General features: G+C 67.2%; 20 protein-coding genes and 1 tRNA gene. 5 read left to right on the top strand and 16 right to left on the bottom strand.

All coding sequences use genetic code 11. The features are described 5' to 3' along the window. Positions 1 to 2: 2 nt before the first annotated feature. Both ACFQV6_RS16310 and ACFQV6_RS16305 read right to left on the bottom strand, forming a co-directional pair. Positions 3 to 317, bottom strand: a complete 315-nt coding sequence (locus ACFQV6_RS16310; protein ID WP_378028326.1) for a hypothetical protein — start codon at positions 315 to 317, stop codon at positions 3 to 5. 528 nt (positions 318 to 845) lie between these two features. Then, complete coding sequence (locus tag ACFQV6_RS16305; protein ID WP_378028325.1) at positions 846 to 1,586, bottom strand: DUF4839 domain-containing protein; 741 nt, start codon at positions 1,584 to 1,586, stop codon at positions 846 to 848. 368 nt (positions 1,587 to 1,954) lie between these two features. Here ACFQV6_RS16305 and ACFQV6_RS16300 point away from each other — a divergent pair, with 368 nt between their 5' ends. After that, complete coding sequence (locus ACFQV6_RS16300; RefSeq protein WP_378028324.1) at positions 1,955 to 2,392, top strand: chemotaxis protein CheW; 438 nt, start codon at positions 1,955 to 1,957, stop codon at positions 2,390 to 2,392. Between the two features lie 51 nt (positions 2,393 to 2,443). Here ACFQV6_RS16300 and ACFQV6_RS16295 read toward each other — a convergent pair whose 3' ends face one another. The 8 genes from ACFQV6_RS16295 to ACFQV6_RS16260 all read right to left on the bottom strand — a co-directional run bounded on the left by ACFQV6_RS16295 (position 2,444) and on the right by ACFQV6_RS16260 (position 12,052). Further along, entirely contained in the window at positions 2,444 to 3,181 is a 738-nt protein-coding gene (locus ACFQV6_RS16295; protein WP_378028323.1) for a calcium-binding protein, read from the bottom strand. Positions 3,182 to 3,327: 146 nt separating this feature from the next. Then, complete coding sequence (locus tag ACFQV6_RS16290; protein WP_378028322.1) at positions 3,328 to 4,632, bottom strand: nucleoside permease; 1,305 nt, start codon at positions 4,630 to 4,632, stop codon at positions 3,328 to 3,330. A 43-nt stretch (positions 4,633 to 4,675) separates the two neighbouring features. Further along, positions 4,676 to 5,785, bottom strand: coding sequence for a Gfo/Idh/MocA family protein (locus ACFQV6_RS16285; protein ID WP_378028321.1), 1,110 nt, complete (start codon positions 5,783 to 5,785; stop codon positions 4,676 to 4,678). 73 nt (positions 5,786 to 5,858) lie between these two features. Then, entirely contained in the window at positions 5,859 to 7,973 is a 2,115-nt protein-coding gene (locus ACFQV6_RS16280) for a PQQ-dependent sugar dehydrogenase (protein ID WP_378028320.1), read from the bottom strand. A gap of 12 nt (positions 7,974 to 7,985) precedes the next feature. Beyond that, entirely contained in the window at positions 7,986 to 8,954 is a 969-nt protein-coding gene (locus ACFQV6_RS16275) for a sugar phosphate isomerase/epimerase family protein (protein ID WP_378028319.1), read from the bottom strand. Between the two features lie 562 nt (positions 8,955 to 9,516). Beyond that, positions 9,517 to 10,275, bottom strand: coding sequence for a DUF998 domain-containing protein (locus ACFQV6_RS16270; RefSeq protein WP_378028318.1), 759 nt, complete (start codon positions 10,273 to 10,275; stop codon positions 9,517 to 9,519). Positions 10,276 to 10,463: 188 nt separating this feature from the next. Then, entirely contained in the window at positions 10,464 to 10,919 is a 456-nt protein-coding gene (locus ACFQV6_RS16265; protein WP_378028317.1) for a calcium-binding protein, read from the bottom strand. Further along, on the bottom strand, positions 10,898 to 12,052 hold the full coding sequence (locus tag ACFQV6_RS16260; protein ID WP_378028316.1) for a serine hydrolase domain-containing protein: 1,155 nt from the start codon (positions 12,050 to 12,052) through the stop codon (positions 10,898 to 10,900). Before ACFQV6_RS16260 ends, ACFQV6_RS16265 begins: the two co-directional genes overlap by 22 nt. A 112-nt stretch (positions 12,053 to 12,164) precedes the next feature. Between ACFQV6_RS16260 and ACFQV6_RS16255 the strand changes: the two genes are divergently transcribed. Further along, entirely contained in the window at positions 12,165 to 13,271 is a 1,107-nt protein-coding gene (locus ACFQV6_RS16255; RefSeq protein ID WP_378028315.1) for a sensor histidine kinase, read from the top strand. Between the two features lie 41 nt (positions 13,272 to 13,312). Continuing rightward, positions 13,313 to 13,921, top strand: coding sequence for a LuxR C-terminal-related transcriptional regulator (locus ACFQV6_RS16250; RefSeq protein ID WP_378028487.1), 609 nt, complete (start codon positions 13,313 to 13,315; stop codon positions 13,919 to 13,921). A gap of 266 nt (positions 13,922 to 14,187) precedes the next feature. Here ACFQV6_RS16250 and ACFQV6_RS16245 read toward each other — a convergent pair whose 3' ends face one another. Then, the gene (locus ACFQV6_RS16245) at positions 14,188 to 18,057 is read right to left on the bottom strand and encodes a hypothetical protein (protein ID WP_378028314.1); all 3,870 of its coding nucleotides are present in this window, start codon (positions 18,055 to 18,057) and stop codon (positions 14,188 to 14,190) included. Between the two features lie 307 nt (positions 18,058 to 18,364). Here ACFQV6_RS16245 and ACFQV6_RS16240 point away from each other — a divergent pair, with 307 nt between their 5' ends. Then, entirely contained in the window at positions 18,365 to 18,655 is a 291-nt protein-coding gene (locus tag ACFQV6_RS16240; protein ID WP_378028313.1) for a reverse transcriptase N-terminal domain-containing protein, read from the top strand. Between the two features lie 43 nt (positions 18,656 to 18,698). Further along, positions 18,699 to 19,469, top strand: coding sequence for a carbon-nitrogen hydrolase family protein (locus tag ACFQV6_RS16235; RefSeq protein WP_378028486.1), 771 nt, complete (start codon positions 18,699 to 18,701; stop codon positions 19,467 to 19,469). A 174-nt stretch (positions 19,470 to 19,643) separates the two neighbouring features. On the opposite strand, the gene ACFQV6_RS16230 is transcribed toward ACFQV6_RS16235, so the two are convergent. The 5 genes from ACFQV6_RS16230 to ACFQV6_RS16210 form a co-directional block, all read right to left on the bottom strand. Further along, positions 19,644 to 19,731: transfer RNA gene (locus tag ACFQV6_RS16230), tRNA-His, on the bottom strand. A 182-nt stretch (positions 19,732 to 19,913) separates the two neighbouring features. Next, complete coding sequence (locus ACFQV6_RS16225) at positions 19,914 to 20,345, bottom strand: Uma2 family endonuclease (protein WP_378028312.1); 432 nt, start codon at positions 20,343 to 20,345, stop codon at positions 19,914 to 19,916. 193 nt (positions 20,346 to 20,538) lie between these two features. Beyond that, complete coding sequence (locus ACFQV6_RS16220) at positions 20,539 to 20,859, bottom strand: MerR family transcriptional regulator (protein ID WP_378028311.1); 321 nt, start codon at positions 20,857 to 20,859, stop codon at positions 20,539 to 20,541. Between the two features lie 771 nt (positions 20,860 to 21,630). Continuing rightward, complete coding sequence (locus ACFQV6_RS16215; protein WP_378028310.1) at positions 21,631 to 22,383, bottom strand: hypothetical protein; 753 nt, start codon at positions 22,381 to 22,383, stop codon at positions 21,631 to 21,633. Between the two features lie 30 nt (positions 22,384 to 22,413). Further along, a partial coding sequence (locus ACFQV6_RS16210) for a flavin reductase family protein (RefSeq protein WP_378028309.1) occupies positions 22,414 to 22,972 on the bottom strand: 559 nt, incomplete at its 5' end.

The raw sequence follows: 22,972 nt of genomic DNA, 5'->3' as shown, positions 1-22,972 counted from the left end.
TCTTACAGCGCCGACCTCTGCCGTACGTGGGTGAGGGGCGCGAGTTGCACGGTCCACGTCCGGGCGGTCCCGACGCTCTCGATAGCCCGGCAGAGCAGGTCGCAGCCCAGTTGCGGGCTCCCCTCCGCAAAGCCGCGGTTGATGAAGCTGATCGCCCGCGGGTGGTCTCCGGCTTGGAGCGCGTCCTCCAGCCCCGCGGTCAGGGCTACGGCGAGAGCGGCGTGGAAACTTGCCGCTCCCTTTTCCCGGAGGGTCTTGGGGTGCTGGCGCAACGGTGCCGGGGTGGGCGTCGGCTGCGTTGACAATGCAAAGGTCACGTAATTCTCCAAGGCCGGGCCGACACTTCGCAAGGCTGCGAGGGGGGTGACGGTTGCTGTGCGTGTTGACCGCGGACACGATGGCCCGGCTCACAGCGCTGCCGGTCATCGCCTCGCCGAACTTCGTCGCCCGCCAGCCTTCGAGATCATGACCCGCAATGGTTGGGCCCTCGAATGGACGAATCGGTCCACCGACCACTCTACGCTCGCTACCCGCGCAGGGCCGCCGTCGAAGTGGAAACTGACGGCAGCGATGAATACGGCTCCGCCTGATGGCGGATCGACACGGCCTCGTCCACGTGCGCTCGCTCCCATTGTGTCACGGTCGCTTCACCCACTGTGACGACCTATACGAATGAAGACCAGGCAGCAACTCACCGAATTCCGCTCGTGGCACGAATGCGGGAATCGCGGTAGCGCCCCCGGCTCATAGTCGGCTGCGTGGTCTCCACACTGGTAGCCGGCCGCGAAAAGGACCACGCCTTCGCCAACGCACTGATCGAGGCCGGGCGCCGGTTGCTCTCTCTACTACCGGACTTCCGTTGACACCGGGTCGAGGTAGAGGAGGCATTGGTTCGTCTTGAACTCGAGAACCTCAGCAACAAAGCGGAACTTGTCGCCTTCGCCGACGGTGTCGGGGATCTTCTCACCCGTGAGATTCAGGTCGAATACATTGACGTTCTCGAACGTGAAGTTCGGGCCGACCGTCGTTCTCGGTCCCTTGTCGCCCGGGCCCACGAGCAGGTCGTAGCGGGTGTCGTCGTCACCGTACGACGCCATGTTCACGATCGAGCCGTTGAACGTGACGGTCCGGCCCGCGTACTTGGTCGCGAATTCCCCGTTCACGTCGTCGCAGGAGTCCGCCTTCAGCAGCGCCGCGAACTCCGGATTGTTCCGAGCCGTGATCACCTTGCTGGCAGGCGACTCGCGTGCCGATGGCGTGGGCCTGGTGGAAGGCTCCTCGCTCGCGGCGGCCGTTGTCGTCGCTAAATCGACCTTGGCCTCACCCTCGCCGCTCGCACTTCCATCGCTGAACGCAGAGGCGACGCCGCCGGCGATGGCCAGGACCGCTAGGACGGCGGCCCCGGCGCCGATCAAGCGCCACGGCACCGGCTTCTTCGGCCGACGGAAGTTAAGAGTGGACCGAAGCATGCCCGGGGTCTGGTCTACGAACTCCCAGCCGTCCTTCTGCATCTTCGAGATCACCATGCTGTCGGTGCCGCGAACTGCCCGCGCGGTCGTGTACTCGTACTTGATCTCGTCGGCCATGCGGCTCCGCGCCCCCTATGTGAAACTCTCGACTCGCGAGAATAGGGGCCTCCACCAGGAGCTCGACATCACCGATGCCACTCTGGCCCCAAGGGTCGTGAGACCGGGCCGAATGGGCTGTCCGGCTCGGCTGATCGCACGACTTCCGGTCCCACCGTGAGCAGGACGCACTCACCGAACTTCTTCAAGGAAGCGCTGTGATCGCCGGCGAGGAGCGGATGTCAGCCCTGGCAGACCCTGCCGACACCAAGATGACCCTCCCGCAGATTGATCACGTCGGAGTCCTTGGTTCGGAAACTCGATTCCCGATAACCCTGGTGATCCGCCGTGGCATGTTCCTCCGGCGGTCCTGACCCCGGGAGTTGTGCATGTCCAGTCGCCAGTTCGTCACCTTCGAGGTCGCCGGCCAGTTCTTCGGCGTGGACGTGGGCGCTGTGCAGGAGGTGCTGTCGTACAGCGAGTACACGCCGGTGCCGATGGCGCCCACCGCGGTCGGTGGACTGTTCAACCTGCGCGGGCAGGTGATCGCCGCGGTGGACCTGCGTGTGCAGTTCGGGCTACCGCGCCGGGACATGTCCGGCCTGGTGATGAACGTGATCGTGCAGTACGCCGGTGAGCCGGTCAGCCTGTTGGTCGACCGGATCGGGCAGGTCGCCAACCTGGACGCGCAGTTGTTCGAGGAGCCGCCGGCAACACTGACCGGCCCGTCACGGACGCTGGTCACCGGCGCCTACAAGACCGAAGGCCGGCTGCTGCTGGTACTGGACGTCGCCGAGTGCGTAAACACTGCCCGCGTCACTGCCTAAGACCCCGCAGTTCTTGGACAGAGCGCGGATCGTGTTTCTGGACCGGCGGTACTACTGGGTGCTGGTGTCGTTGCCGGGGCCGCCGATCAGCTTGTCCTTGCCCGCGCCGCCGAGCAGATTGTCGTCGCCGGCGTTGCCGTAGAGGGTGTCGTTGCCGTAGCCGCCGAGCAGGAAGTCGTTACCCGCGCCACCGTAGATGGTGTCGCCACTGTCGGACATCTCGCCGTCGAGGTCGCCGCCGATCAGGTCGTCGTGACCGGCCTCGCCGTACAGCTTGTCCTTGCCCGAACCGCCTTCGACATGGTCGTCGCCACGGCCGCCGCGGAGGGTGTCGTTGCCGGAACCGCCCTGCACGTCGTCCATGCCGTCGCCGCCGTTGAGGATGTCTTTGCCGCTTCCGCCGAAGACGGTGTCGTTGCCGGAACCGCCGTTGGCGGTCAGGGGGACCGACGCGTAGCTCTGGAGGAAGTCGTTCTTGTCACCGAGTGCGACGTTGAGTCTGGTCGGCTTCTTCGCAGTGGTGCACTTGACCTTGGTCTTGTCGCCCTTGACCGCTTTGCAGCCCTTGCCGGCCTTGATGGCGACCTTGTCGTTCAAAGTGATCGTCCGGCCGGAGATCGTGATGGTCAGCGAGTTGGCCTGACCGGCAGCCGCGGTGAACCGGACGGCAGTACTGCTCTTCCCCACGATTTCGGCCTTGGCAGCCGAGGCGGCCTGCGCCGGCGAGGCGAAGAACGCAGTCGTGGCGGCGGCTGCGATACCGATCGCGGCCAGCTTCTTACGGCTCATGCTGAACATTGGATCCCCGTCCCTAGCTGCTGATATGGAGATCCTATGAGGACATGAGACCGGTTCATCTCCCGTTTTCGTGTCACACCGTGAGCAACGCCAACACCGATTCCCGGAGCTCGTCCCGGTCCTGCCGGGTGCACCGGCTAGCGGTCGTCCTCCCGTGGGATCGCCGTTCCAGGGGCCTCGAGCGTCGTGCGTGAGGCGTCCAGCATCGTCGTGCGTTCGACGCGCTGATCCTTGAACAGGATCAGGAACAGCACCATCACGATGGCAGCGATGACCGCCGGAATGATCCAGATCTGGGTCCAGTCGTGCGCGTCGGCGGTGGCGAACCGATCGACGATAGGGCCGGCCACGAGCGAGCCGATCAGGATGCCGACGCCGTACGTCGCCAGGGTGATCATTCCCTGGGCCGCGCTGCGGATCCGCTCGCCGGCGAATTTGTCGGTGTAGATCTGCCCGGCGACGAAGAAGAAGTCGTAGCAGATCCCGTGCAACAGGATGCCCAGGATGAGCATCCAGTACCGCCCGTCGGCGTCGCCGTAGGCGAAGAAGACATAGCGCAACGCCCATGCACCCATGCCGATGGCCAGCGTGTACTTCACGCCGAGGCGCATCAACAGGAACGGCATGAGCAGCAGGAACAGCACTTCGGAGGCCTGTCCGAGCGACTGCACCGCCGCCGCGGACCGCACGTCCTGCTCGTTGAGGAACAGGTTGGTGAAGTTGTAGTAGAACGCGAGCGGGATGCAGATCGCGATGGAGGACAGGAAGAACACCAGGTAGGAACGGTTCTTCAGCAGCGCGAGCGCATCGAGCCCGAGAATGTCGCGGACCGTCGTCTTTCCGCCTCGCCGGATCGGTGGGGTCGCGGGAAGCAGGAAGCTGAAGACGCCGAGGATCAGCGACGCGGCGGCGGCCATCCGGAAGGTCTGGCTGAGGTGCCCGTCGCGCTCCCAGGCCAACCAGCCGATGATCACACCGGCGACGATCCATCCGATGGTGCCGAGCACCCGCACCGCCGGGAACTGCTTCTCCGGATTGGTCATCTGGCGGAACGACACGGAGTTCACCAGGGCCAGCGTCGGCATGTAAAGGATCATGTAGCCGAGGATCACCGGGAAGAACGTCGCGAAGGTCGACGTCGTGGACGCCCAGAACAGCATCGCGGCGCCGGCGAGGTGCAGGATGGCGAGCACCTTCTGGGCGGAGAAGAACTGGTCGGCGATGAGCCCGATGATGAACGGTGCGGCGATCGCTCCGAGCGATTGGGTCAGGTAGGCGAGGCTGATCTGGCTGCCGGACGCCGTCAGGCTGGTGTCGAGGTACGTGCCCATGGTCACGAACCAGGCACCCCAGACGAAGAACTGCAGGAACATCATCAAGGAGAGCTTCAGCCGTGTCGCCGTACCGATCGGGCCGATGGGCTGAGTTGGTGAGGCCGTCATGCGCTGGTGCCTTCCTCAGATGGAGTGGCGTCCTCAGTGCGCGCTACTCGGCTGGTGTCGGCGGCTGAGATTCTGCGGGTACCTCCACCCAGCCGCCGTGCGCGGCAGAGGTCAGGACGGCGTCGGTCACGACGGCGGCACGCAGGCCGTCGTCGAAGGTGGGCAGCCCGTCCGGCTCGTCGCCCGCGGTCGCGGCGTAGACGTCGGCGACGAAGGCGGTGAAGCAATCGAGGTAACCCTGCGGGTGGCCGACCGGGATGATGTTGAAGGGGGCGGCGTCGCCGGTCGAGGACTCGGCGCCGCGAGGCACGACCGTGTTCTGCTCGCGGCCGCCCACCCACAGTGAATCGGGCAGTTCCTGATCGAACTGCAGCGAGGACTGCGTGCCGTCGAGGGAGAACCACAGCCGGTTCTTGCGTCCCGGCGACACCTGGCTGACCACGACCGATCCGATCGCACCCTGATCGGTCTCGAACAGCACCGTCGCGGCGTCCTCGGTGTCCGAGGCAGGCCGGCCGGTGGTGCGCGGGACGGTCGTCAGGCACGCCACCAGGCGGGTGATGCGGTGACCGCTGGCGAACTCGACGACATCACACCAGTGCACGCCGATGTCACCGAAGGCGCGCGAGCCGCCACCGAGCGCCGCGTCGAGCCGCCAGTTGTGGTCCTCCGGACGCGACAGCCAGTCCTGCAGGTAGGAGCCGTGCAGCAGGCGCAGGGGTCCGGCGTCACCGCGGCGCACCCGCCCGCGGGCGTCTCGGACGGTGGGGTAGAACCGGTACACGAACGGCACCGCTGTGACCAGCGGAGCCGAGGCAGCGAGGCGGGCAAGCGCGCGGCCGGATGCCACATCGGTGGCCAGCGGCTTCTCGCAGATCACGTGCTTGCCGGCGGCGATCGCGCGTTCGGCGAGCGGAACGTGCAGGTGGTTGGGCGTACAGATGTGCACGACATCGACATCGTCGGCCTCGATCAGGTCCTGCGCGGACGCCGCCGCCCGCTGCGCCAGCAACCGGGCGGCCGCTGGGGTGGCCTGCTTGCCATCGCGTTCCGCGACGGCGGCGACCACACCGCCGGCCGCCCGCACGGCCCGCGCGTGCACCTCACCGATGAACCCGGCGCCGATGATCCCGGATCGAGGAAGGCGTGCCATCGGAGCATCTCCTCTCGGATGCCTTCCGGAGGCGCCGCCCGATGCCGGGCGGCGCCTCGCTGTCACCCGTGCGTCACGCGGTGGGTGTCAGTACGACCTCGTCCGACCCGCTGAGCGGCGGCAGCCCGCCCTCCGGCGCGTCGGTGTAGCTGGCGACGAAGACCCCACGCAGGTTGCTGGCACCGGCGTGCCCGGTGTCGACGAACGTCTGGATCGTGCCCGAGCAGCCGGCCGTGGAGCTGAGCGGATGCCCGTGCTCGTCATGTCCGAGGATGTAGGCGACCGAGACTCGTGAGCAGTCGATCGGCGCGTCGTCGGTGATGGTGACCGTGAAGGTGACCACGTCGCCGAACTGGAACGTGCCGCCCGCTGGCTCGGCGGTGAGTGTCACCACCGGGACCGTGTTGCCGATGACGATGCGCACCGACGCGGCGGCCCGGCGGCCGGTGGAGTCGGTGACGTTGAGCGTCGCCTCGTAGACGCCGTTCGCGGTGTAGGTGAACGACGGGTTCAGCGCCCGCGAGTCCACCCGGCCGTCGGCGTCGAGGTCCCAGGCGTAGCTCAGGGCGTCGCCGTCAGGGTCTGCCGTACCCGCGCTGCTGAATTGCACGGTCAGGGGTGCCAGCCCGTTGTCGATGTTGGACGTTACGACCGGGACCGGGGTGCGGTTGCCGCGGGTCCAGTCGACCCGGGCGAGCTGGGCCGCCGGCAGTTCGGCGAAGTAGCCGGTGCCGTACTCCAGCACGTAGAGCGCCCCGTCCGGCCCGAACTCCATGTCCATCGGGTTGTCGAACACGACGCCCGGCGCGACGTCCGCGATCGTGGTGACCTGACCGCGGGTCAGCGTGAACGCCTTGATGTAGTCGCGGGTCCACTCGTAGAACAGCGGTTTGCCCTCGAACGCCTGCGGCCACTTGAACCGTGACCGGCTCCGCGGGGAGTAGTCGTACGCCGGCCCGGCCATCGGACCGATGCCGCCGGTTTCCAGCTCGGGGAAGAGCGGGGACAGCTCGTAGGAGTAGTAGACCTGCGGCTGCCGCACCGGCGGCAGTACCCGCCGGCCGGTGTTGTACCGCGAGTCGTTCACCGGCGCGGCACAGTTGAAGGCCGGTCCCGCAGTCTCGGTGGCGAAGTCGTAGTCGCGGTAGGCGATGCTCGGGGTGACGCAGTACGGCCAGCCGAAGTTGCCCGGCTTGTCGATGACCATCCACCGGCCGTGTCCGGCCGGGCCGCGTTCCGGGTTCGGCATGTTGGCGTCCGGTGAGTAGTCGGCCATGTAGACCCGGTCGGTCTTGGTGTCGACGTCGAACCGGAACGGGTTGCGCAGGCCCATCGCGTAGATCTCGGGCCGGGTCCGGGGTGTGCCGGGAGCGAACAGGTTGCCGCGCGGGACGGTGTACCCACCGCCCGGCTTCACCTTGATCCGCAGCAGCTTGCCGCGCAGGTCGTTGGTGTTGCCGGCGCTGCGGCGCGCGTCGAACGCGGGGTTGCGGCCCGCCCGGTCGTCCAGCGGTGCATAGCCGTCGGACTCGAACGGGTTGGTGTCGTCACCGGTCGACAGGTACAGATTTCCCTTGCTGTCGAAATCGATCTGGCCGCCGACGTGGCAGCAGATGCCCCGGTCAACCGGCACGTCGATGATCTGCTGCTCGCTGCTGAGGTCGAGGGTGTTGCCGCGCAGCTTGAAACGGGACAGCCGCAGCGCGCCCTTGAACCGGTCCCAGTCTGCCTGGGTGCCGGTGGTGGGCGCGTCACCCTCGTTCACATCCGGGGTGGCCGGGTCGTCGACGGGCGTGTTGCCGGGCGGCGAGTAGTAGAGGTAGACCCAGTGGTTGCGGGCGAAGTCCGGGTCGATCGCGACGCCCTGCAGGCCTTCCTCGTCGTGCTGGTAGATGGGTACGTCCATAGCGAGCGGGTTCAGCCCGGTGCGCGGGACGTTGATCCGCACCTGCCCGGTGCGGGCGGTGTGCAGGACCCGCAGGTCGGGCAGCACGGCGAGGCTCATCGGCTCGCCCGGCCGGTCGTTCAGCGTCACCTTCTGGAACGCCGACTGGTCGGCGGGTACGGGTACAGGGTCGTGACCCGGCTGCGCGGCGGCCGGCAGCGACGTCAGGCCGGCCAGCCCGCTGAACGACGCGAGCAGGACGGCCGCGGTGGTGCACTTACGCACGGTTCTCCGGTTGGCCATGATCAACGCCTCTCAGAACCGGATGTCCCGCAGGAACTGGTAGCCGACGGCCGCCGTGTCCAGCGCCTGTGCGGGTACGCGGTCGCCGGTGCCGGCGTCGTCGCGTTCGACGATGTACTCCTTGACCCCGGCCACGTCGGACTGCGCGAAGATCCGGCGGAAGTCGATCAGACCCGTCCCGAGGTCGGCGAAGCCGCTGTCGATGTTCATGTCCTTGCAGTGGAACTGCCGGACCCGACCCGGGTGAGCGCGAATCACGTCGACCGGGTCGGCGGTTCCACGCCACGACCAGTACAGGTCGAGCTCCAGATGCACCAGGCGCGGATCGGCGACCGCGGTCAGAACGTCGAACGGGCGCCGCCCGGAGCCATCGGACAACGGCAGGAACTCGAAGTGGTGGTTGTGGTAGCCGAAGTCGAATCCCGCGTCGCGGGCGATCCGGCCCGCCTTGTTCAGGTCCTGCGCGAACTGGCGCCAGACCGTGACGTCGCGGATCGGGCCGTTCGCGTCGACGCCGAAGAACGGGTGCACGACGTAATGGCAGCCGAGCGTGCGTGCGTCGGCGAGCGTCGCTCGCCACGCGGTCGCGTCGAACGGCTGCGGGATGCCGAAGTGCCCCGAGGTTGCGCGGATCCCGTTGGCGTCGAGCAGCGCACGGAAGGCGGCCGGTGTGAGCCCGGCGGTGCCGGCGGTCTCGACCCGGGTGTAACCGATGCGCGCGAGCGTGGCGACGGTGCCGGCGGGGTCGGCAGTAAGGATGTCACGCACGGTGTACAGCTGGATGCTGATCCGGTCGGCCGGAACCCGGCGGCGGCCGCCGGATGCGGATCCGGCGGCGGGAGCGGCCTGGGCAGGCGTGGCCACGGTACCCGCGGCTCCGGCGGCCGCGGCCACCAGAGCGCTGGAGCGCAGCAACCCACGGCGGCTCAACGGGCGGTTCGTCTGGGCGAGGCCGGTCCCCTCGGCCTGAGCGTTGGACATGAAGGTCTCCTTCCGGCCCGCGCGATGCGGACCCGCGACGACGTCGGCGCTGCGGTCTGGAGGCTGCGGAGGAATCGGCGGGTGACGAGCAAATGCCAACACCGCGATGAATTCCCCATTGTTGTCCGGAAGCGGATACGGTATTTCACATCAGTAGATAACGGGCACCGACGTGGCGAACTGATTGCCTACGGGCAGCGCAGATCTCGATCGCCGAGCGGCCTCGCCGCTGTCGGGATCTGGCGAATTGATGTTGTCCGGCGTCAATGCTTCTCCCTGCCGTTAATCGGCGCAAGGGCCGCGGCGAGCCGCGACGCGCCGACGTCGATGGAATCGACACTAGATCACCTGCGAACAGGTCGGATTTGCCGCCGTCACCCCTTGTTGCGGCACCGCTTTCGCGGTGGCTCGGTCCGGCGGGAGTGCCGTTTACTTGGGGATTAGGGGCATGTGTCTGGTGGGGTGACAATCGACGAGGAATGGGAATACCGCGTCGCCGCCCTGGCAGCAATGGGGCGGATAGCTGCCGCATGGGAAATTAGTACGGCACGCGTGATCGTCATTACACATTGGAGGGACGCGAGACGGCCGGAGCCGCTCGCGGTGCTTGCCGAGGCCGTAGCCCGACCGCCGCGACGACGAGCCAGGCGACGTGGGCCCACACCATGACTCGCTCGGCGAGACCGGTGACGGTCGGCCACGCTCCGACCGCCAAGGACGGGCCGCCCATTACATCGAAAAACGTGACAATAAATGGTACGAAAGCGGCTACCGACAGTGCCGCCGCAACAGCCAGTCCACCGGCGACCGGACGCCACCCGGGATCCCTGCGCCACACCCGGCTGAGCACGACCGCGGCCGCGGGCAATGCCGTGAAAGCGAGCAACGCGGCGACCCCGTGCAACGTGCCGGCCATGGTCGGCGGTTGGTCCCACTGGCCGGGCGGGTCGGTGGGAAACACGCCGGCGACCAACAGGCCGGCGGTCCAGACACCGAGCAGCGCCAGACCGGCGCGGCCACCCCGGGTGTACGCGGCAGCCAGCCATGTCAGCGTCCCGGAGGCGACGGCGATGCTCAGCGTGCCGAGCGGAACCAACCACCCACCGTGCGGAGCGTGGACATAGTGGCTGATCATCGACTCGGCCGGACTCCAACCCGGGTTGATCAAGTCGGCCACGGCGAAGCCGATAAGCGGCAGGACCAACCCGCCTAAGACGCCGTCGACGGCGATCCGGCGGCCGGTACGCGGCGTCGTAGCCGGCTGGATCGACTGCGATCCACGAGATGGCGACGAGGTATCGGCCGGGTCAGTGCTGAACATGGAGCCTCCTCAATCGGGGATGCTCCGACGCTATGGAAACCCGGCCTGTGCGGCGTCGTCCCGCGGATGTCACCTTGATCGACGCCAATCGAGTACCGCCTACACCAATTGGTGTAGGCGACGCCCGCTCCCTGACACCCCAACCGGCAGCCGAGTACTGGGTCAGCCTGCGGCCCTTTTTCTTCCCGTCAGCGGATCCCGCCCGGCACCGGGCCGGGCCAGTACTGCTCGGCGTACTCGCAGTTCGCCGTGACGTCGGCCGCGCTCGCGTAGCAGTTGTCCCCCGTCACGGTGGCGTTGTCGCCGCCGTCCAGGTGGTCCGTCTCCGTGCTGAGGCTGCCGCCGGTGTCCAGCCAGTCGTCGCCCGCCTCACCGAACAGCGTGTCGTTGCCGTCGCCGCCTTCAAACCGGTCCTGGCCGTACGCGCCGTCGAGGTAGTCATTGCCGCCCAGGCCGCGCAGGGTGTCGTTGCCGGGGCCGCCGATCAGCGAGTCGTACCCGACTTGGCCAGTCAGCCGGTCGCTGCCGTCGCCGCCCTCGATCCCCTCGAGGTCGGCCAGTAGCGTGTCGTGCTCGCCCGCCTGGCCAACTGACCGCCCCGCACGCCAACCGGGAGCGGTACTCAGATGCCGCGCGGCCCGCACAGCGCGTTCTCGACGACCGCATCAGTGGCTCGCTGGTGCTGCAGGGCGAGGTTCGGCCGGGTACCCGACACCGACACCGCCACGCTGCGACGGCCGTCGCGGGTGACGCCGTTGTCGCTGGTGTAGCCGCTGCCGCCGCCCGGGTGACTCCAGTAGGTGCCACCGCACGGCAGTGGCCGCTCGAACAGGCCCAGCCCGTATCTGGCCCCCGGCAGCAGCTCCTCGAACTCTGGCCCGAGTGGCATCGTGCGGGTCATCTCGGCGAGCTGCGCCGGGCGCAGCAGCCGGCCACCGAGCAGCGCTCGGAAGAAGCGGTTGACGTCTGCGGTGGTCGAGATGAACGCGGCACCACCGTCGACGATGACCTGCTCGGTGACGTCGGTCAGCTCGCCGGCACCGAACTCGTGATAGCCGCGTGCATGTGGATCAGGCAGTGTCGGCAGGTTGCCGGGCCACGTCGTGTCTCGCATACCGGCCCGGTCGACGACGCGCCGTCGCACTTCCTCGTGCCACGGGCGTCCGGTGACCTTGTCGATCACCATCTCGGCCACGATGTAGCCCACGTTTGAGTACCGCCACGCAGTGCCCGAGGCGAAGTCGGGCGTGTGTCGCAAGGTCCGCGCGAGCAGTTGGGCTGGCGTGTACACGTCGTACCGGTGCTTGTAGTAGTCGACGGCGGTGGCGAAGTCAGGCACGTCGTCGTGCAGACCACTGGTGTGCTGAAGCAGGTGCCGGACCGTAATGGCGCGGCCGTCGTTGCCGTTGCCGCGGATCACGCTCGGCAGCCACTTCTCCACCGGGTCGTCGAGGCCCATCCGTCCCTCAGCCACCAGCTGCAACACCACCGTCGCGATGAAGGCCTTGCCGGTGCTGGCGATGCGGGCCCGCCCGTTCGGTGGCACCCGGCGACCGGTGCCCAGGTCGGCGACGCCGGCGGTCGCGACGACCGCGCGCCCGCCCGGGAGAACAAGACGTGCCTGCACTCCCGGCAGGCCCAGGGCGTGCACGGCTGCGGTGTCACGACGGAGACGGTTGAGGTCGGTCTGCCGACCCGAGCCGGCGTGCGCGTCAACGGTGACGCCGACTCCGGCGACCAGCGCGACCGTTGTCACTGCGATTCGTACGAGTTTCATGCCTGGAAACCTAGGAACATGCGGCGCCGCGCCCCATACCGCTGGCTACCGTACCGAGGGCTACAGCTGGCTGTAGTGCGGGCCGATGATCGGTTCAGGTACAGATGTGGTCATGACGCGTCGGCGGGCCACGGCCTACCTGCTGACAATCCTCGGCACGGCGGTGGTGTCGCTGCCCGGCTTGCCGCTGCTGTGTCTGCCCGGCGTGCGCGAGCGGTGGGCCCGGTGGCACCTGCGGCTGGCCGGCGGCCGGCGGTGGCACCCGGTGCGGCTCCGCCGGCACCTGCTGTGGCTGACCGTCCACCTCACCACCGGCCTGCCTCTGGGACTTCTCGCCCTGCTGGTCGTCGGCAACCTGGCAACCGCCGTAGTCGCCATGACGCTCTGGTGGGCGTTCCCGGTCGATGAGCCGGTCACGCTGTTCGTCGAGGTGCCGGTCGCCGGGTGGGCGACCGCGATCGGGCTGGGCGCCGTGCAGTTCGCGGTGCTCGCGGCGGTGACCTACGGGGCGTTCCCCGCGCTGGCCGGCGCCCATGCCCGGGTCACCCGCTGGGCGCTGACGCCGTCGGAGGCGGAGCGGCTGGCCGGCCGGGTCGCCGATCTCACCCGCACCCGGGCTGACGTGCTCGACGCGCATGGCGCCGAATTACGCCGCATCGAACGGGACCTGCACGATGGCGCGCAGGCCCGGCTCGTCGCGGTGGCGATGCGCCTCGCGGTGGCACGGCAGGCTGCCGGCGACCCCGACCTGGTGAACCGGCTGGTCGCCGAGGCACACCAGGGCACCGAAGAGGCGATGGTCGAGCTGCGCACGGTGATCCGCACCACCTACCCGCCGATCCTGGCCGACCGAGGCCTGGCCGGCGCGCTCGTCGCTGTCGCGGCTAGCAGCGGCCTACCGGCCACCGTCGACGTCAGTAACCTCGGCCGGGTTCCCGCGGCGGTGGAGACGGTGGCATACTTCGCGGTCACCGAGGCGCTGAGCAACGCTACCCGGCACAGTCGCGCAACTCGGCTGGGCGTCCGCGCGTCTCGTCACGGCGATCTGTTGACGGTGACGGTGACCGACGACGGCGCCGGCGGGGCGGACGAAGCGCGCGGAACCGGCCTCGCCGGCATCCGCCGACGGGCCGGCGCGCTCGACGGCACGCTCACCGTGCGCAGCCCGATGGGCGGGCCGACCGAGATCACGCTGGAGGTGCCGTGCTCCGAGCGGTGATCGCCGAGGACAATGAGTTCCTGTCCGGTGGATTGGAGCTGATGCTCAGCACCAACGGCTTCACAGTGGTCGCGACCGTCACCGACGCCGACTCGTTCCTCGACGCGGTCGACGAGCACCGCCCCGACGTGACCGTCGTCGACGTCCGGCTACCACCGACATTCCGCGACGAGGGCATCCGGGCCTCCATCGAGGCCCGGCGCCGCCACCCGGACCTCCCGGTGATGGTGTTCTCCCAGTACGTCGAGCGGGAGTACGCCACCCAGCTGCTCGCCGGCGCCCCGCGCGGCATCGGCTACCTGCTCAAGGACCGGGTCAGCCGCATCGACGAGTTCATCGAAGCGCTACGCCGGGTAGCCGGCGGCGGCACCGCCTTCGACCCCGAGGTCATCGCCCAGCTACTGACCCGGGCAAGCGACGACCCCGTCTCCACGCTGACCCCCCGGGAGCGCGAGGTGCTCGCGCTGATGGCCGAGGGCCGCGACAACACCGAGATTGCCGGCCGTCTGTTCATCACCGCGAACGCCGTGCACAAGCACATCAACGCCATTTTCGGCAAGCTGGGCCTGGCCATGACCGACGGCGGGCACCGCCGCGTGCTCGCCGTCCTGACCTACCTCGCAGTCCCGGGCCGCCGTCGCCTGGGCTGAGGAGCGCAGCGACCGGAGCGGCGAGGGATAGGCGACCCGACCAGGCAGGTCCCGCAGGTGCGGAAGGCGCATTAGGCAGATGCCTGCGGGCTTTCCCGCGACGGAGACTTCGGACTCATCACACACTCTCATCGGCCAGATCAGTAAACAGGATCATGGCCTCTCTTGGCTTTCTCGGCTGCTTTCGGTGATGTGAGCGCGGACTGACGCTGGCACTAGCTGACCTCCGGCTATGCGCCGGTCAAGGTGGCCTTGAATAACCTCATTCACGGAATGGCCCAGATGCGTACGCTGCCATCGCGCGAACTGCTGGCCAGGTGCTTGCCGTCCGGCGTCATTTCCAGCGACTCGATGCCGTCGGTGTGACCGCGCAAAGTCGCCAGGACCTTGCCGTTGAGCAGGTTGCGGACCCGGATGACATGGTCGCTCCCGGCCGATACGATCTTGCCGGCAACGATGAGGGGTTCGCCCGTGACGTCGGTGATCCTCGCGACAGTGCGACCGGACGTCGTGTCGTAGACGGTGAGAGTGTGCTCGGCGGGTGCGAGGTCTCGCCGCACGACAAGCCGGTCGGTCATGAACGTGCAGCACGGCAGCTCAACCTCGGAAGTGGCGACAAGGTCGGGGTTCAGAATTTCAAACGTCCGGCCGCCGTCCGCCAGACGCCGGAACTCGATCGTCTTGCGGCCGGTCCGCAGGGCAATGGTCGCGGAGGTGTCGTCGGCCGGCTCCGGCGGGTAGGACGTGCCGGCATAGTCGTCGTCAGCTCCGTTGAACGACTCGACTCCGACACCGGTCTCCGACCACAGCAGCCGGCCGTCGCGGGTGTCGAAGACTTTGACCACGAAGGCTCTGGCGTCGCTGCCGCCGCTCGCGGTGGCCACCAAGAACCTCCCGCCCAAGGGCAGTCTCGCGATCTTTTCAGGGTCGGCCCGAGGGAGGCCGGCATAGCGGCGTGTTCGACCCGTGCGCTCCAGCGTCAGGAGTCGACCGTCCTCGGCGACCAGGGCGGTCAAAAATCCGTCAGTGCTGATAGCCACATTTTCAATGTCCGCAAGCCGGAGTCGCTGGAGCGTGTGGCCGTCCGTGGCGTCGAGGATTTTGGCGTCGAGGCCGTCTACGACGACGGCGGTCCGGGAGTCCGCGCTGAAGAAGGCTGTTCCGTTGAGTTGGGCGAAATACGCCGTCCGGCTCCGGAAAATAGCGACCCCCGTTTGGGTGTTCCAGAGCACGACCTGACCCGACGAGTTGACGAACAGTCGTTTTCCATCCGAGCTGAAATGGCTCGGGGAATCTGGGTCGACCCTGCCCAGCGCGGCGATTCCGCGACCATCGGACATCCGTCGCAAGACGTAGAGCCCGGCCCGGAAGCTCATGAAAGTCGAGCGATCCGGACTCATCCTCAGTGGGCTGAGATGATCGTAGGGCACCTCCAGCGCCGGCCTGCCGGCCGGAAGATCCCACAGCGTCATGGTCGGTTGGGCTTGGCCTCGCGCCCGAGGACCAAAGATCGCGACCGTGGTGCCGTCTGCGCTGAACTTCGCTCGCGTGTCGATGTAACGACCGTCCCTGAGCGGTAGTTCGACTTTGCGAGTCCCGGACGCCAGGTCCCAAATGGTGACCCCCCGATTCGTACTGTCGGTCCGGTGGGTGACAGCGATGGCTCCGTCGGTCGGGGAGAAGGCAATGCTGGCGTCCTCGCCCTGACTCAAGTGGCCAGGAAACGTGCCTTTCGACTCGCCGTTGGTGATGTCGAAAACATGGACCAGCGGGTCCCGCTCGCTGCGCAGCGCGACCAGCGCACCGCTGGGACTGAACGTGACGTCGTACGGCCCCTTCGCGTACTGGCCCCGGAGGGTAAGCAGTGAATTGCTGCGCGGCAGCATGACCGCCGACAGGCTGGCGAGTAGCACGAGAACGGCCGTGAGGGCGTAGGCGGCCCTGGTCCTTCTCGCGCTCTTGACCTGGACTCCGTCCCCTTCGAGCGGACGCCGATTCGCGGCCCGGCCTAGGGCCAGATGTTCCTGCAGGCGGCCATGCCGGAACTGATACAAGCCGCCGGACCGGCGGAGCACACCGCGTCGGTACGCGTCATCAAGGAACGCGGACAAGTTGAGGGGCAACCGGCCGGCCGCCGCGAGCACCGCGCAGGTGACGACGAACCGCGGCCAGCAGCGGGTGATCAGGATCAGGATGGCGAACCCAACGCCCGGCAGCACGAATAAGGCGGCGACGGCGAGCTGGGGAGTCCGGAAGTACCGGGTGGCCACCTCGAAGTAGGTGGCGTCAAAGACGGCGTGCACGTCGGGCCCACCCGGCCAGCCCGGCCATCGTGAGAGCAGGCCCAGCCCCACGCCACCCACCCAGAGCCCCAAGACCGCGAACGGGGCCATCAGGCCGCCGAAGAGCAGCCCGCCCAGGACTGAGCAGACCAGCGACGACCGGCGGTCTCGCCGGAGGAGTTCGGGCGGATCAGCTGTCCAGGCCTCGTCGTGCGCTCCTTCAATGCTCCGCAACACCCCGGTGACGACGCCGCTCGTCACCCCGACGGCGGTCAACGTCACCAAGGCGCGCGTCAGGTTCAGCAGGTTCTCGAACGACCATGTGTCACCGATGCTGATGAAGAGCACGAACGTGACGAGGAGCGCGCCGGCCGGCAGCAGCACGGCCACGGCGCCGGACCGGAAGCCTGCCCGCCACCGCCGACCGGCGTCGTGCGATCGCAACAACAGTTGCCGGGGTGGTCTTTTGCCGGTCATCGACCAGGCGGTGGTCAGCAAAATCGCGAAGACCAGGCCGACCGCCGCGGCGAAGACGAGCACCCCGGCCGGGGTGGCCGATCCACGGACGAGGAGCGCGTACGCCGCGACGACGGTCACCATCGAGACGAGCCCGCCGGCTAGGCCCAGAATCGGCGAGAACCACGGCGGGAGCACCCGGTCGCTTAGCAGCCACCAGGTCAGCTCGCGTTCCCGTTGGGCGTGCATGTGTTGGGCCAGGTAGCCCAGGTGCCGTTCCGCGCGTGACCGCCGGCGGCGCTCGCGGGGGGTCGGCTGCTCGCGGGATGTGTACGCCGCCTGCACCGTTTTTGAAGTCAGCCAGTTCTCGAGCGAGTGCCTGCTCTCCAGCGACGGATCGTCAAGGAGATCATCCGGCGTTTCCCCGCCTTGCGTCATGATCAAGCGAGCTAGCGAGATGATCAGCGGTGTCGAAAAGGCAGTCGCCAGCGCGCCGTCCGGCTCGTCCCCCATCCGCTGGAACACTCGCGACCAGGAGACGCCGGGCGGCCATCGCAGCTGTGCGTAATACCTGATCAGATCGTCGAGGGTAATCGGCTGCACCGCGAGGACCGGAGCCTGGCTCAAGGTCGGCGAACCGTCGACGATCAGCTCGCGGTACTCATTGAGGCGGCACGTGACGACGACCGGACGGGAATGGCGTACCGCACGGTTGATCTCGCCGATCGCGTGCCGTCGGGAGGAGTCCGGAATCTCGTCAAGGCCGTCGAGGATCGGCACGATCATCCCGCTTTGCAAGAGCCGGCGCGCGGTCTCCTGATTCCCGCCATAGTAGGACTCAGCGATCGACCGGATGAGCCAATCGTCCATCGACTGCACGACCGGATCCCAGCTGGAGATGCTAAGGAAGAACGGGACAGGTCCGCCAGCCGCGCGCACTTTAAGAAGTCCCAGGGTGAGCATGAGACCGACCACCGTTTTACCGGCGCCCGGCTCGCCCAGCAAAACCATTCGGCGGCCGGGAATCGTGTGGAAACCGGTCGCCAGTTCCCTGATGACCGAGTCGAAGTCGCCGACCAGCCGCCCGCCGGCGTCGCGCCGGGCCACGGCTCCCGGAGATGCCGGCAGGTCGTCGTCGCGCCGCCTCCAGGACAGTGGCAGCACGTCGCCGTCGCTGAGCCCGCGGGCGTCGGCCTCCTGCGCCCACTGCCTTTCCGCGGCTGCGGCCAGGGCGTCCGCTTGCTCGGGCAAGCCTACTGGAGTCCCGGCCGACCGCAGATATGCGACCAGGTCGATTAGCGTGGAGGCGGCTGCAAGCACCAGACCTGCGACGGCGGTGACGACCGCGCCGGTCTCATTGTCGGCCCGCACGAGGAAAGCGATGACGAGGGCCGTCACTACTACCGCCGCTACGATGATCCTTCTGATAACTCGCACCGTGCCGCCCTTTCAAGGTCCACGGGAGATCAACGAATGAGCTCGGCACGGCGACTCGTCGGGGGTACAGCGGCCGGAACCGGCGGCTTTACCTATCTGCCGTTGCGACACGAAGTTGCACTTTGCGAGTGGACTCGCAGTTAGGAGGACCGGCGTGATGTCGGTGGTGTAGTCCCGGGCGCGTGCTCGCAGGCTGACGCGGTCAGGTGAGACCGTGAAAGAGACGATGACGGCGAGGCTGGAACCGGAGGACAAGTTGGACACCAGTGTGGCTTCGGCCGTGGTGGTGAACGGACCGGAGGACGTCCTCGACTCACACGCGATCGACTGGCGCGGCTGTGAGGATCACGTACGGCGTCTGCGTCAAAAGATCTTCACGGCGGCGCAGGTGCAGGACCACAAGCGGATCCGGAATCTGCAGAAGTTGATGCTCCGCTCCCGGCCGAACACGCTGTTGGCGGTTCGGCGGGTCACGGAGATCAACGCTGGACGTTTGACGGCGAGCGTGGACGGCAGGATCGTCCTCGACGGCCAGGACGAAGCCGCGCTTGAGCCATGATGGAACTAAGCGATAGACCTGCAGACGCGGTCCGCGTGGGCGCCTGCCAGACGCCGGAGATTCTGGGCGATCCCGGGGCGCGCTCGACTGCATCAAGCACTTCGCAGCCCAAGGGTGCGGACGCAGCGCGGATCTGCTGCTGTTCCCGGAATGCTTCTTTCAGGGCTACCTCGCCGACGAAGAGCACGTCCGCCGGTACGCAATCGGGCTGGATTCGCCAGAGTTCGCTGCGGTGTTGCGCTGCCTTGCACCGATCGAGCCGATCCTGATTTTCGGCGTCATCGAAGCCCACAACGGCCGCTACTTCAACACCGCTGTCGTCATCGACCACGGCCGGCTCGTCGACTGCTACCGCAAAACCCGGCTCATGCCCGGCGAGACGGTGTTCACCCCAGGCGAGGACTACCCAACCTTCGTGCTGCACAGCGTGCGATACGGCATCAACATCTGCTCGGATACCCAGTTCCCCGAGCCGGCCGCCCGGGTCGCAGCGCAGGGAGCAACGCTGCTGCTGGTCGCGGCGCAGAACATGATGCGCCGTCCGGCCGCGACCAGGTTCAAGAACCTGCACCACAGCATGCGCGCCGAACGGGCCCGCGAAACCGGCATGTGGCTGGTGTCCTCCGACGTCACCGGCACCCGCGAAGATCGCATCGCCTACGGCCCGACCAGCGTCATCTCACCGCAGGGCGACATCGTGGCCCAAGTGCCGCTGCTGACCACCGGCATGGTGGTGGCCGACATCCCCGTGGCTCCGAATTGCCCGCGGTCGCCGACTGGGCCGCCACCCGCCTCCTGGGTGATCACCGTCTGAGCAGGTGCTCGACGACGCTTGAAGACCCGCCGAGCGCGAGCCTTTCACCAGCAACCGCGGTAACTCACCGTAGTCGGACTTGGCGAAGGTTACGGCCGGCTCGCGCTCAAGAAAGCCCAGCTCACAAAAAAAGCCGTGACCTTTGTTTCCGCAGGTCACGGCCTTAATATTTTGTGCGCCCGAAGGGACTCGAACCCCAAACCTTCTGACTCATAGTCAGACGACTAGTGGTCGCGAGTACACTCCGTGACCACCGTCCCGCGAGGCCTCACCAAAGGCGTTGTGACAGGTCAGAATAGGCTTAAGTTTCCGCAGGTACTGGCCGAGTGCGTGGTTCATGGGCCGCTCGGACCGGCGTCGTCCAATCGACCGTACTGATTTAGTCGCGCCCGTGCTGAAATGGTCGCCGACATCCGATCACCACCGGATCACCACGTGATCACGTCACTCTACGTCGAACTCGGCGGCTCCCGCGCCGATGCAGGCCGGCAGGGGCCCGGTTAGCCAGGCATTCGACGGTACGGACCATGATCGGGTGCGGCATTCGATCAATCGCCAAAAGACGCCACGGCGTGACATTCGATCGCCCATCGATCTACCCACGACCGCTCGCGTGTGTCTCTGTCCATCCAGGCGTTCGCCGGGTCGGGAGATGTCCGGAACGCCGGTCAGGAGGTGATCAAGCGATCGCTTTTCGGCCGGACTGAGCTGATAGCCGCCCGTATCGGTGTTCAACGCGTATTGGCGCACCGCGGTGCTGTTGTCGCGTTCGACGATCCAGTAGCGCGGTATCCGGGCTGCGGCGTATTCAGCCTTTTTGATGATCCGGTCAACGACTTCAGATCCTCTGGACAGCACCTCAACGACGAGAAGCAATCCAGCGGTGCCAGCGTAGCTCGACCGAACGGACCGCGGCGGTGATCGTTTCGCCCATACGGCCAGGTGCCCGAGGCGTCCGTTGCGAAGCAGACGCGCGGTAGTGGTCCGTTTGGCGCACGGTGCAGTCCTGCGAGAGCAGGCGCGACAAGACGGTCTCTCTCATGTTGGAGAAGGACCGCAGGGCGATGGGTCAGGCAGCGTCCACGTGCCGTCGGCGCTGGTGGCTCTGATGGTGCCGGAACGCGTCGTCGAGCTGGTCTTCGAGGATGATGATCCGGCAGGCGGCTTCCAGGGCGGTGCCGTGGTCGACCATCTCCCGAGCTCGTGCGGCCAGACGTAACTGGTAGCGGGAGTAGCGACGGTGCCCGCCGGCGGACCGGAACGGGGTGATCAGTTTCGCCTCGTCGAGTCGGCGCAGGAAGTCCGGCGAGGCGCCGGTGATCTCCGCGGCCCGACCCATCGTGTAGGCGGGGTAATCCTCGTCATCGAGCATGTCATCCGGTTGGGCCATACAGGTACCTCCATGACGAGGGCCCCGGCGCGGAAGCGCCGGGGCCCAGGGTTACGGGTTTACTACACCATCTACCGATAGGTTCATCGGCTTGTCGTATCCACACCGGCCGCGGACTTCAGCGGCTGGCGGTGCGAGGATCGCATAAGCGTGACCGGAGACCACCTCACGTTCGATGGAGACTGCGGTGTCCACCCCCAGAACCGGGAATTGCGTCCTGACTGGCGGGCGATCCAACGGTGCTGAACCCTCCCTTTCCTCTGCTTCCATTACCTGAACTGCTGTCGTGCCATCTGCCGGTGTCGGAGCCCCACGCCAACTTCATGGCCCCGCACACGTTCGCCAGATCTCTTGCATCAGGCAGAACCCCGAAAACTGCATCGGCCCTGCCTGAACATGCCCTGACCTGGAACTACGTCAAGGTCTTGTCGTGCCACTGCATTGTTTCTGGGGTGCGGTAGCGCACTCCAGTGCGGTGCCGAGCGAGCCACGAACGATCCGGGCCCTGCTTGACGCTCGGCCTGCTACGTCTGCGTCTTCAACGATCTCTGCTGTCAACGAGAGAAACATTAACCCGTTCCGCCAAGAAAGTCTAGTGGGTTCACCATAGATTTCTTGGCGCCTGTGTCCCTGTTCCGGTTTAGCGTCGAACCCGTCGCGACACCTCGCCGGGCTGCCCTCCGCAAAGGGTTTGCACAGCTGCGACCCGCAGGTGCGTGTGATGGTGCGGGCCAGTTCCGGCGCCCAGGCGGTTACCCGCCCGGTCGGAGTTCAGAGTGAGGTCAGGCGCCGCTGGTCGGACGCGGCAACCTCTTCGGTGCTGCTGACGGCCCAGCGTTCGGTGCGGCTGTCGTAAAGAATGATGCTGCCGTCGAACAGAACGATCCGGTCAAGATAGCTGTCCGGGTCCGCAGCGGTGGTGGCCTCTTGATCGAACTCCGCGAGCGCGGGAATGACGTCAGCCAGCAGGATCGCCATCGTCATGGACGGTTCGTCGAAGGCGCGGTTGAGTTTTTCGGCGACTTCGTGCGCAGTGGCGGTCATCATGAGTCCTTCATCGTGCGCTGGAAGGTGGGATTGCGGTGCCGACGGCGGCGGCCGGTCCTGTACTCGTGATGGGCGCCGCTCATCCGACATGTACACACGGGCGGTTCTCGATGGATCAGGTGCCGCCGTTCGCGGCTTCCCCGCGATGGTGCCACGTGCGGACCCCGCCGTCGGTCGACCGGTCGCATCCGTACCCTCTTTCGGGCTGCTCATCGCGTACGCCGAGCACACCGGCCTGACCAGCGAGGCCGGGAAGCCGTGTTGCCCTTGCGGGCTGCGGCGTCGAAGGCCTTCGAGGGTGCCCTCGCGGATGTTCTCGCGCCCGGTCTCGCCCATCGCGGCGAAGAACGCGAATAACATCCAGCCGGAGCCGGCCGGGTCGTAGAGGCCGGGCAGCGGGCCGGGGAGTATCTCCAGGACCAGGTCGTGCGCGCTGAGATGGTCCGCGAGTGCGGTGAGCGCGGTGCCGATGGCCATCGGCGATGTAAACCGCGGTAACGGCAGTGATCATGACTGTCGGGGTCTTAGACCGTGCAGGCGGTTGTCGTAGAAGATCAATGGCCCGTCGTCGGTCGAGCGGCGGAGAGCGTGGATGCGCAGCAGTGTGAGCACGTGGTCCCCGGCGTCGACTTCAGCCGCGACGCCGACCCGGAAAGTTGTTGTGGCGTGTTCCAGGAACACTGCTCCATGGTTGGCGACCCAGGAGACTCCGTCGAACCTTTCGGCTGCGGGACGCGAGAGTCGTGCGAGGTCGGCTTTGTGGTGTTCGCCGAGCACGCTGATGCCCCATTGTGGTGCGTGGCGTAGGAGTGGCCAGGTCGTCGAGGTACGCGCGAAACTGAGTGCGGCCAGTGGCGGGTCCAGGGAAATCGAGTTGAACGAGTTCGCTGGCATACCGGTCGGGCGTCCGTCGACGAGCGCGGCGACCACCGTGATGCCGGTGGCGAAGCCCGCGAACGCGTGGCGCAATTCCCTCGCCGTCGGAGGCTCGCTGTCGGCTGCCGGAGCCGATGCGCTCAGGTCTGTGCTGCCAGTCATGTCGATAGCCTCAAAATCCGTCACGCCA

Source organism: Actinoplanes sp. GCM10030250, assembly GCF_042666575.1.
Classification (GTDB): Bacteria; Actinomycetota; Actinomycetes; order Mycobacteriales; family Micromonosporaceae; genus Actinoplanes.
Note: the sequence above shows the minus strand (reverse complement) of the source record. Positions and strands in the feature narration are given on the sequence as shown.

Coding starts and splice junctions, on each gene's coding strand:
- ACFQV6_RS16220 (WP_378028311.1), bottom strand. CDS start 20,859: ATGGCCCAACCGGATGACATGCTCGATGACGAGGATTACCCCGCCTAC.
- ACFQV6_RS16285 (WP_378028321.1), bottom strand. CDS start 5,785: ATGGCACGCCTTCCTCGATCCGGGATCATCGGCGCCGGGTTCATCGGT.
- ACFQV6_RS16305 (WP_378028325.1), bottom strand. CDS start 1,586: ATGGCCGACGAGATCAAGTACGAGTACACGACCGCGCGGGCAGTTCGC.
- ACFQV6_RS16280 (WP_378028320.1), bottom strand. CDS start 7,973: ATGGCCAACCGGAGAACCGTGCGTAAGTGCACCACCGCGGCCGTCCTG.
- ACFQV6_RS16250 (WP_378028487.1), top strand. CDS start 13,313: ATGCTCAGCACCAACGGCTTCACAGTGGTCGCGACCGTCACCGACGCC.
- ACFQV6_RS16260 (WP_378028316.1), bottom strand. CDS start 12,052: ATGAAACTCGTACGAATCGCAGTGACAACGGTCGCGCTGGTCGCCGGA.
- ACFQV6_RS16215 (WP_378028310.1), bottom strand. CDS start 22,383: ATGGCCATCGGCACCGCGCTCACCGCACTCGCGGACCATCTCAGCGCG.
- ACFQV6_RS16290 (WP_378028322.1), bottom strand. CDS start 4,632: ATGACGGCCTCACCAACTCAGCCCATCGGCCCGATCGGTACGGCGACA.
- ACFQV6_RS16295 (WP_378028323.1), bottom strand. CDS start 3,181: ATGAGCCGTAAGAAGCTGGCCGCGATCGGTATCGCAGCCGCCGCCACG.
- ACFQV6_RS16270 (WP_378028318.1), bottom strand. CDS start 10,275: ATGTTCAGCACTGACCCGGCCGATACCTCGTCGCCATCTCGTGGATCG.
- ACFQV6_RS16275 (WP_378028319.1), bottom strand. CDS start 8,954: ATGTCCAACGCTCAGGCCGAGGGGACCGGCCTCGCCCAGACGAACCGC.
- ACFQV6_RS16300 (WP_378028324.1), top strand. CDS start 1,955: ATGTCCAGTCGCCAGTTCGTCACCTTCGAGGTCGCCGGCCAGTTCTTC.
- ACFQV6_RS16255 (WP_378028315.1), top strand. CDS start 12,165: ATGACGCGTCGGCGGGCCACGGCCTACCTGCTGACAATCCTCGGCACG.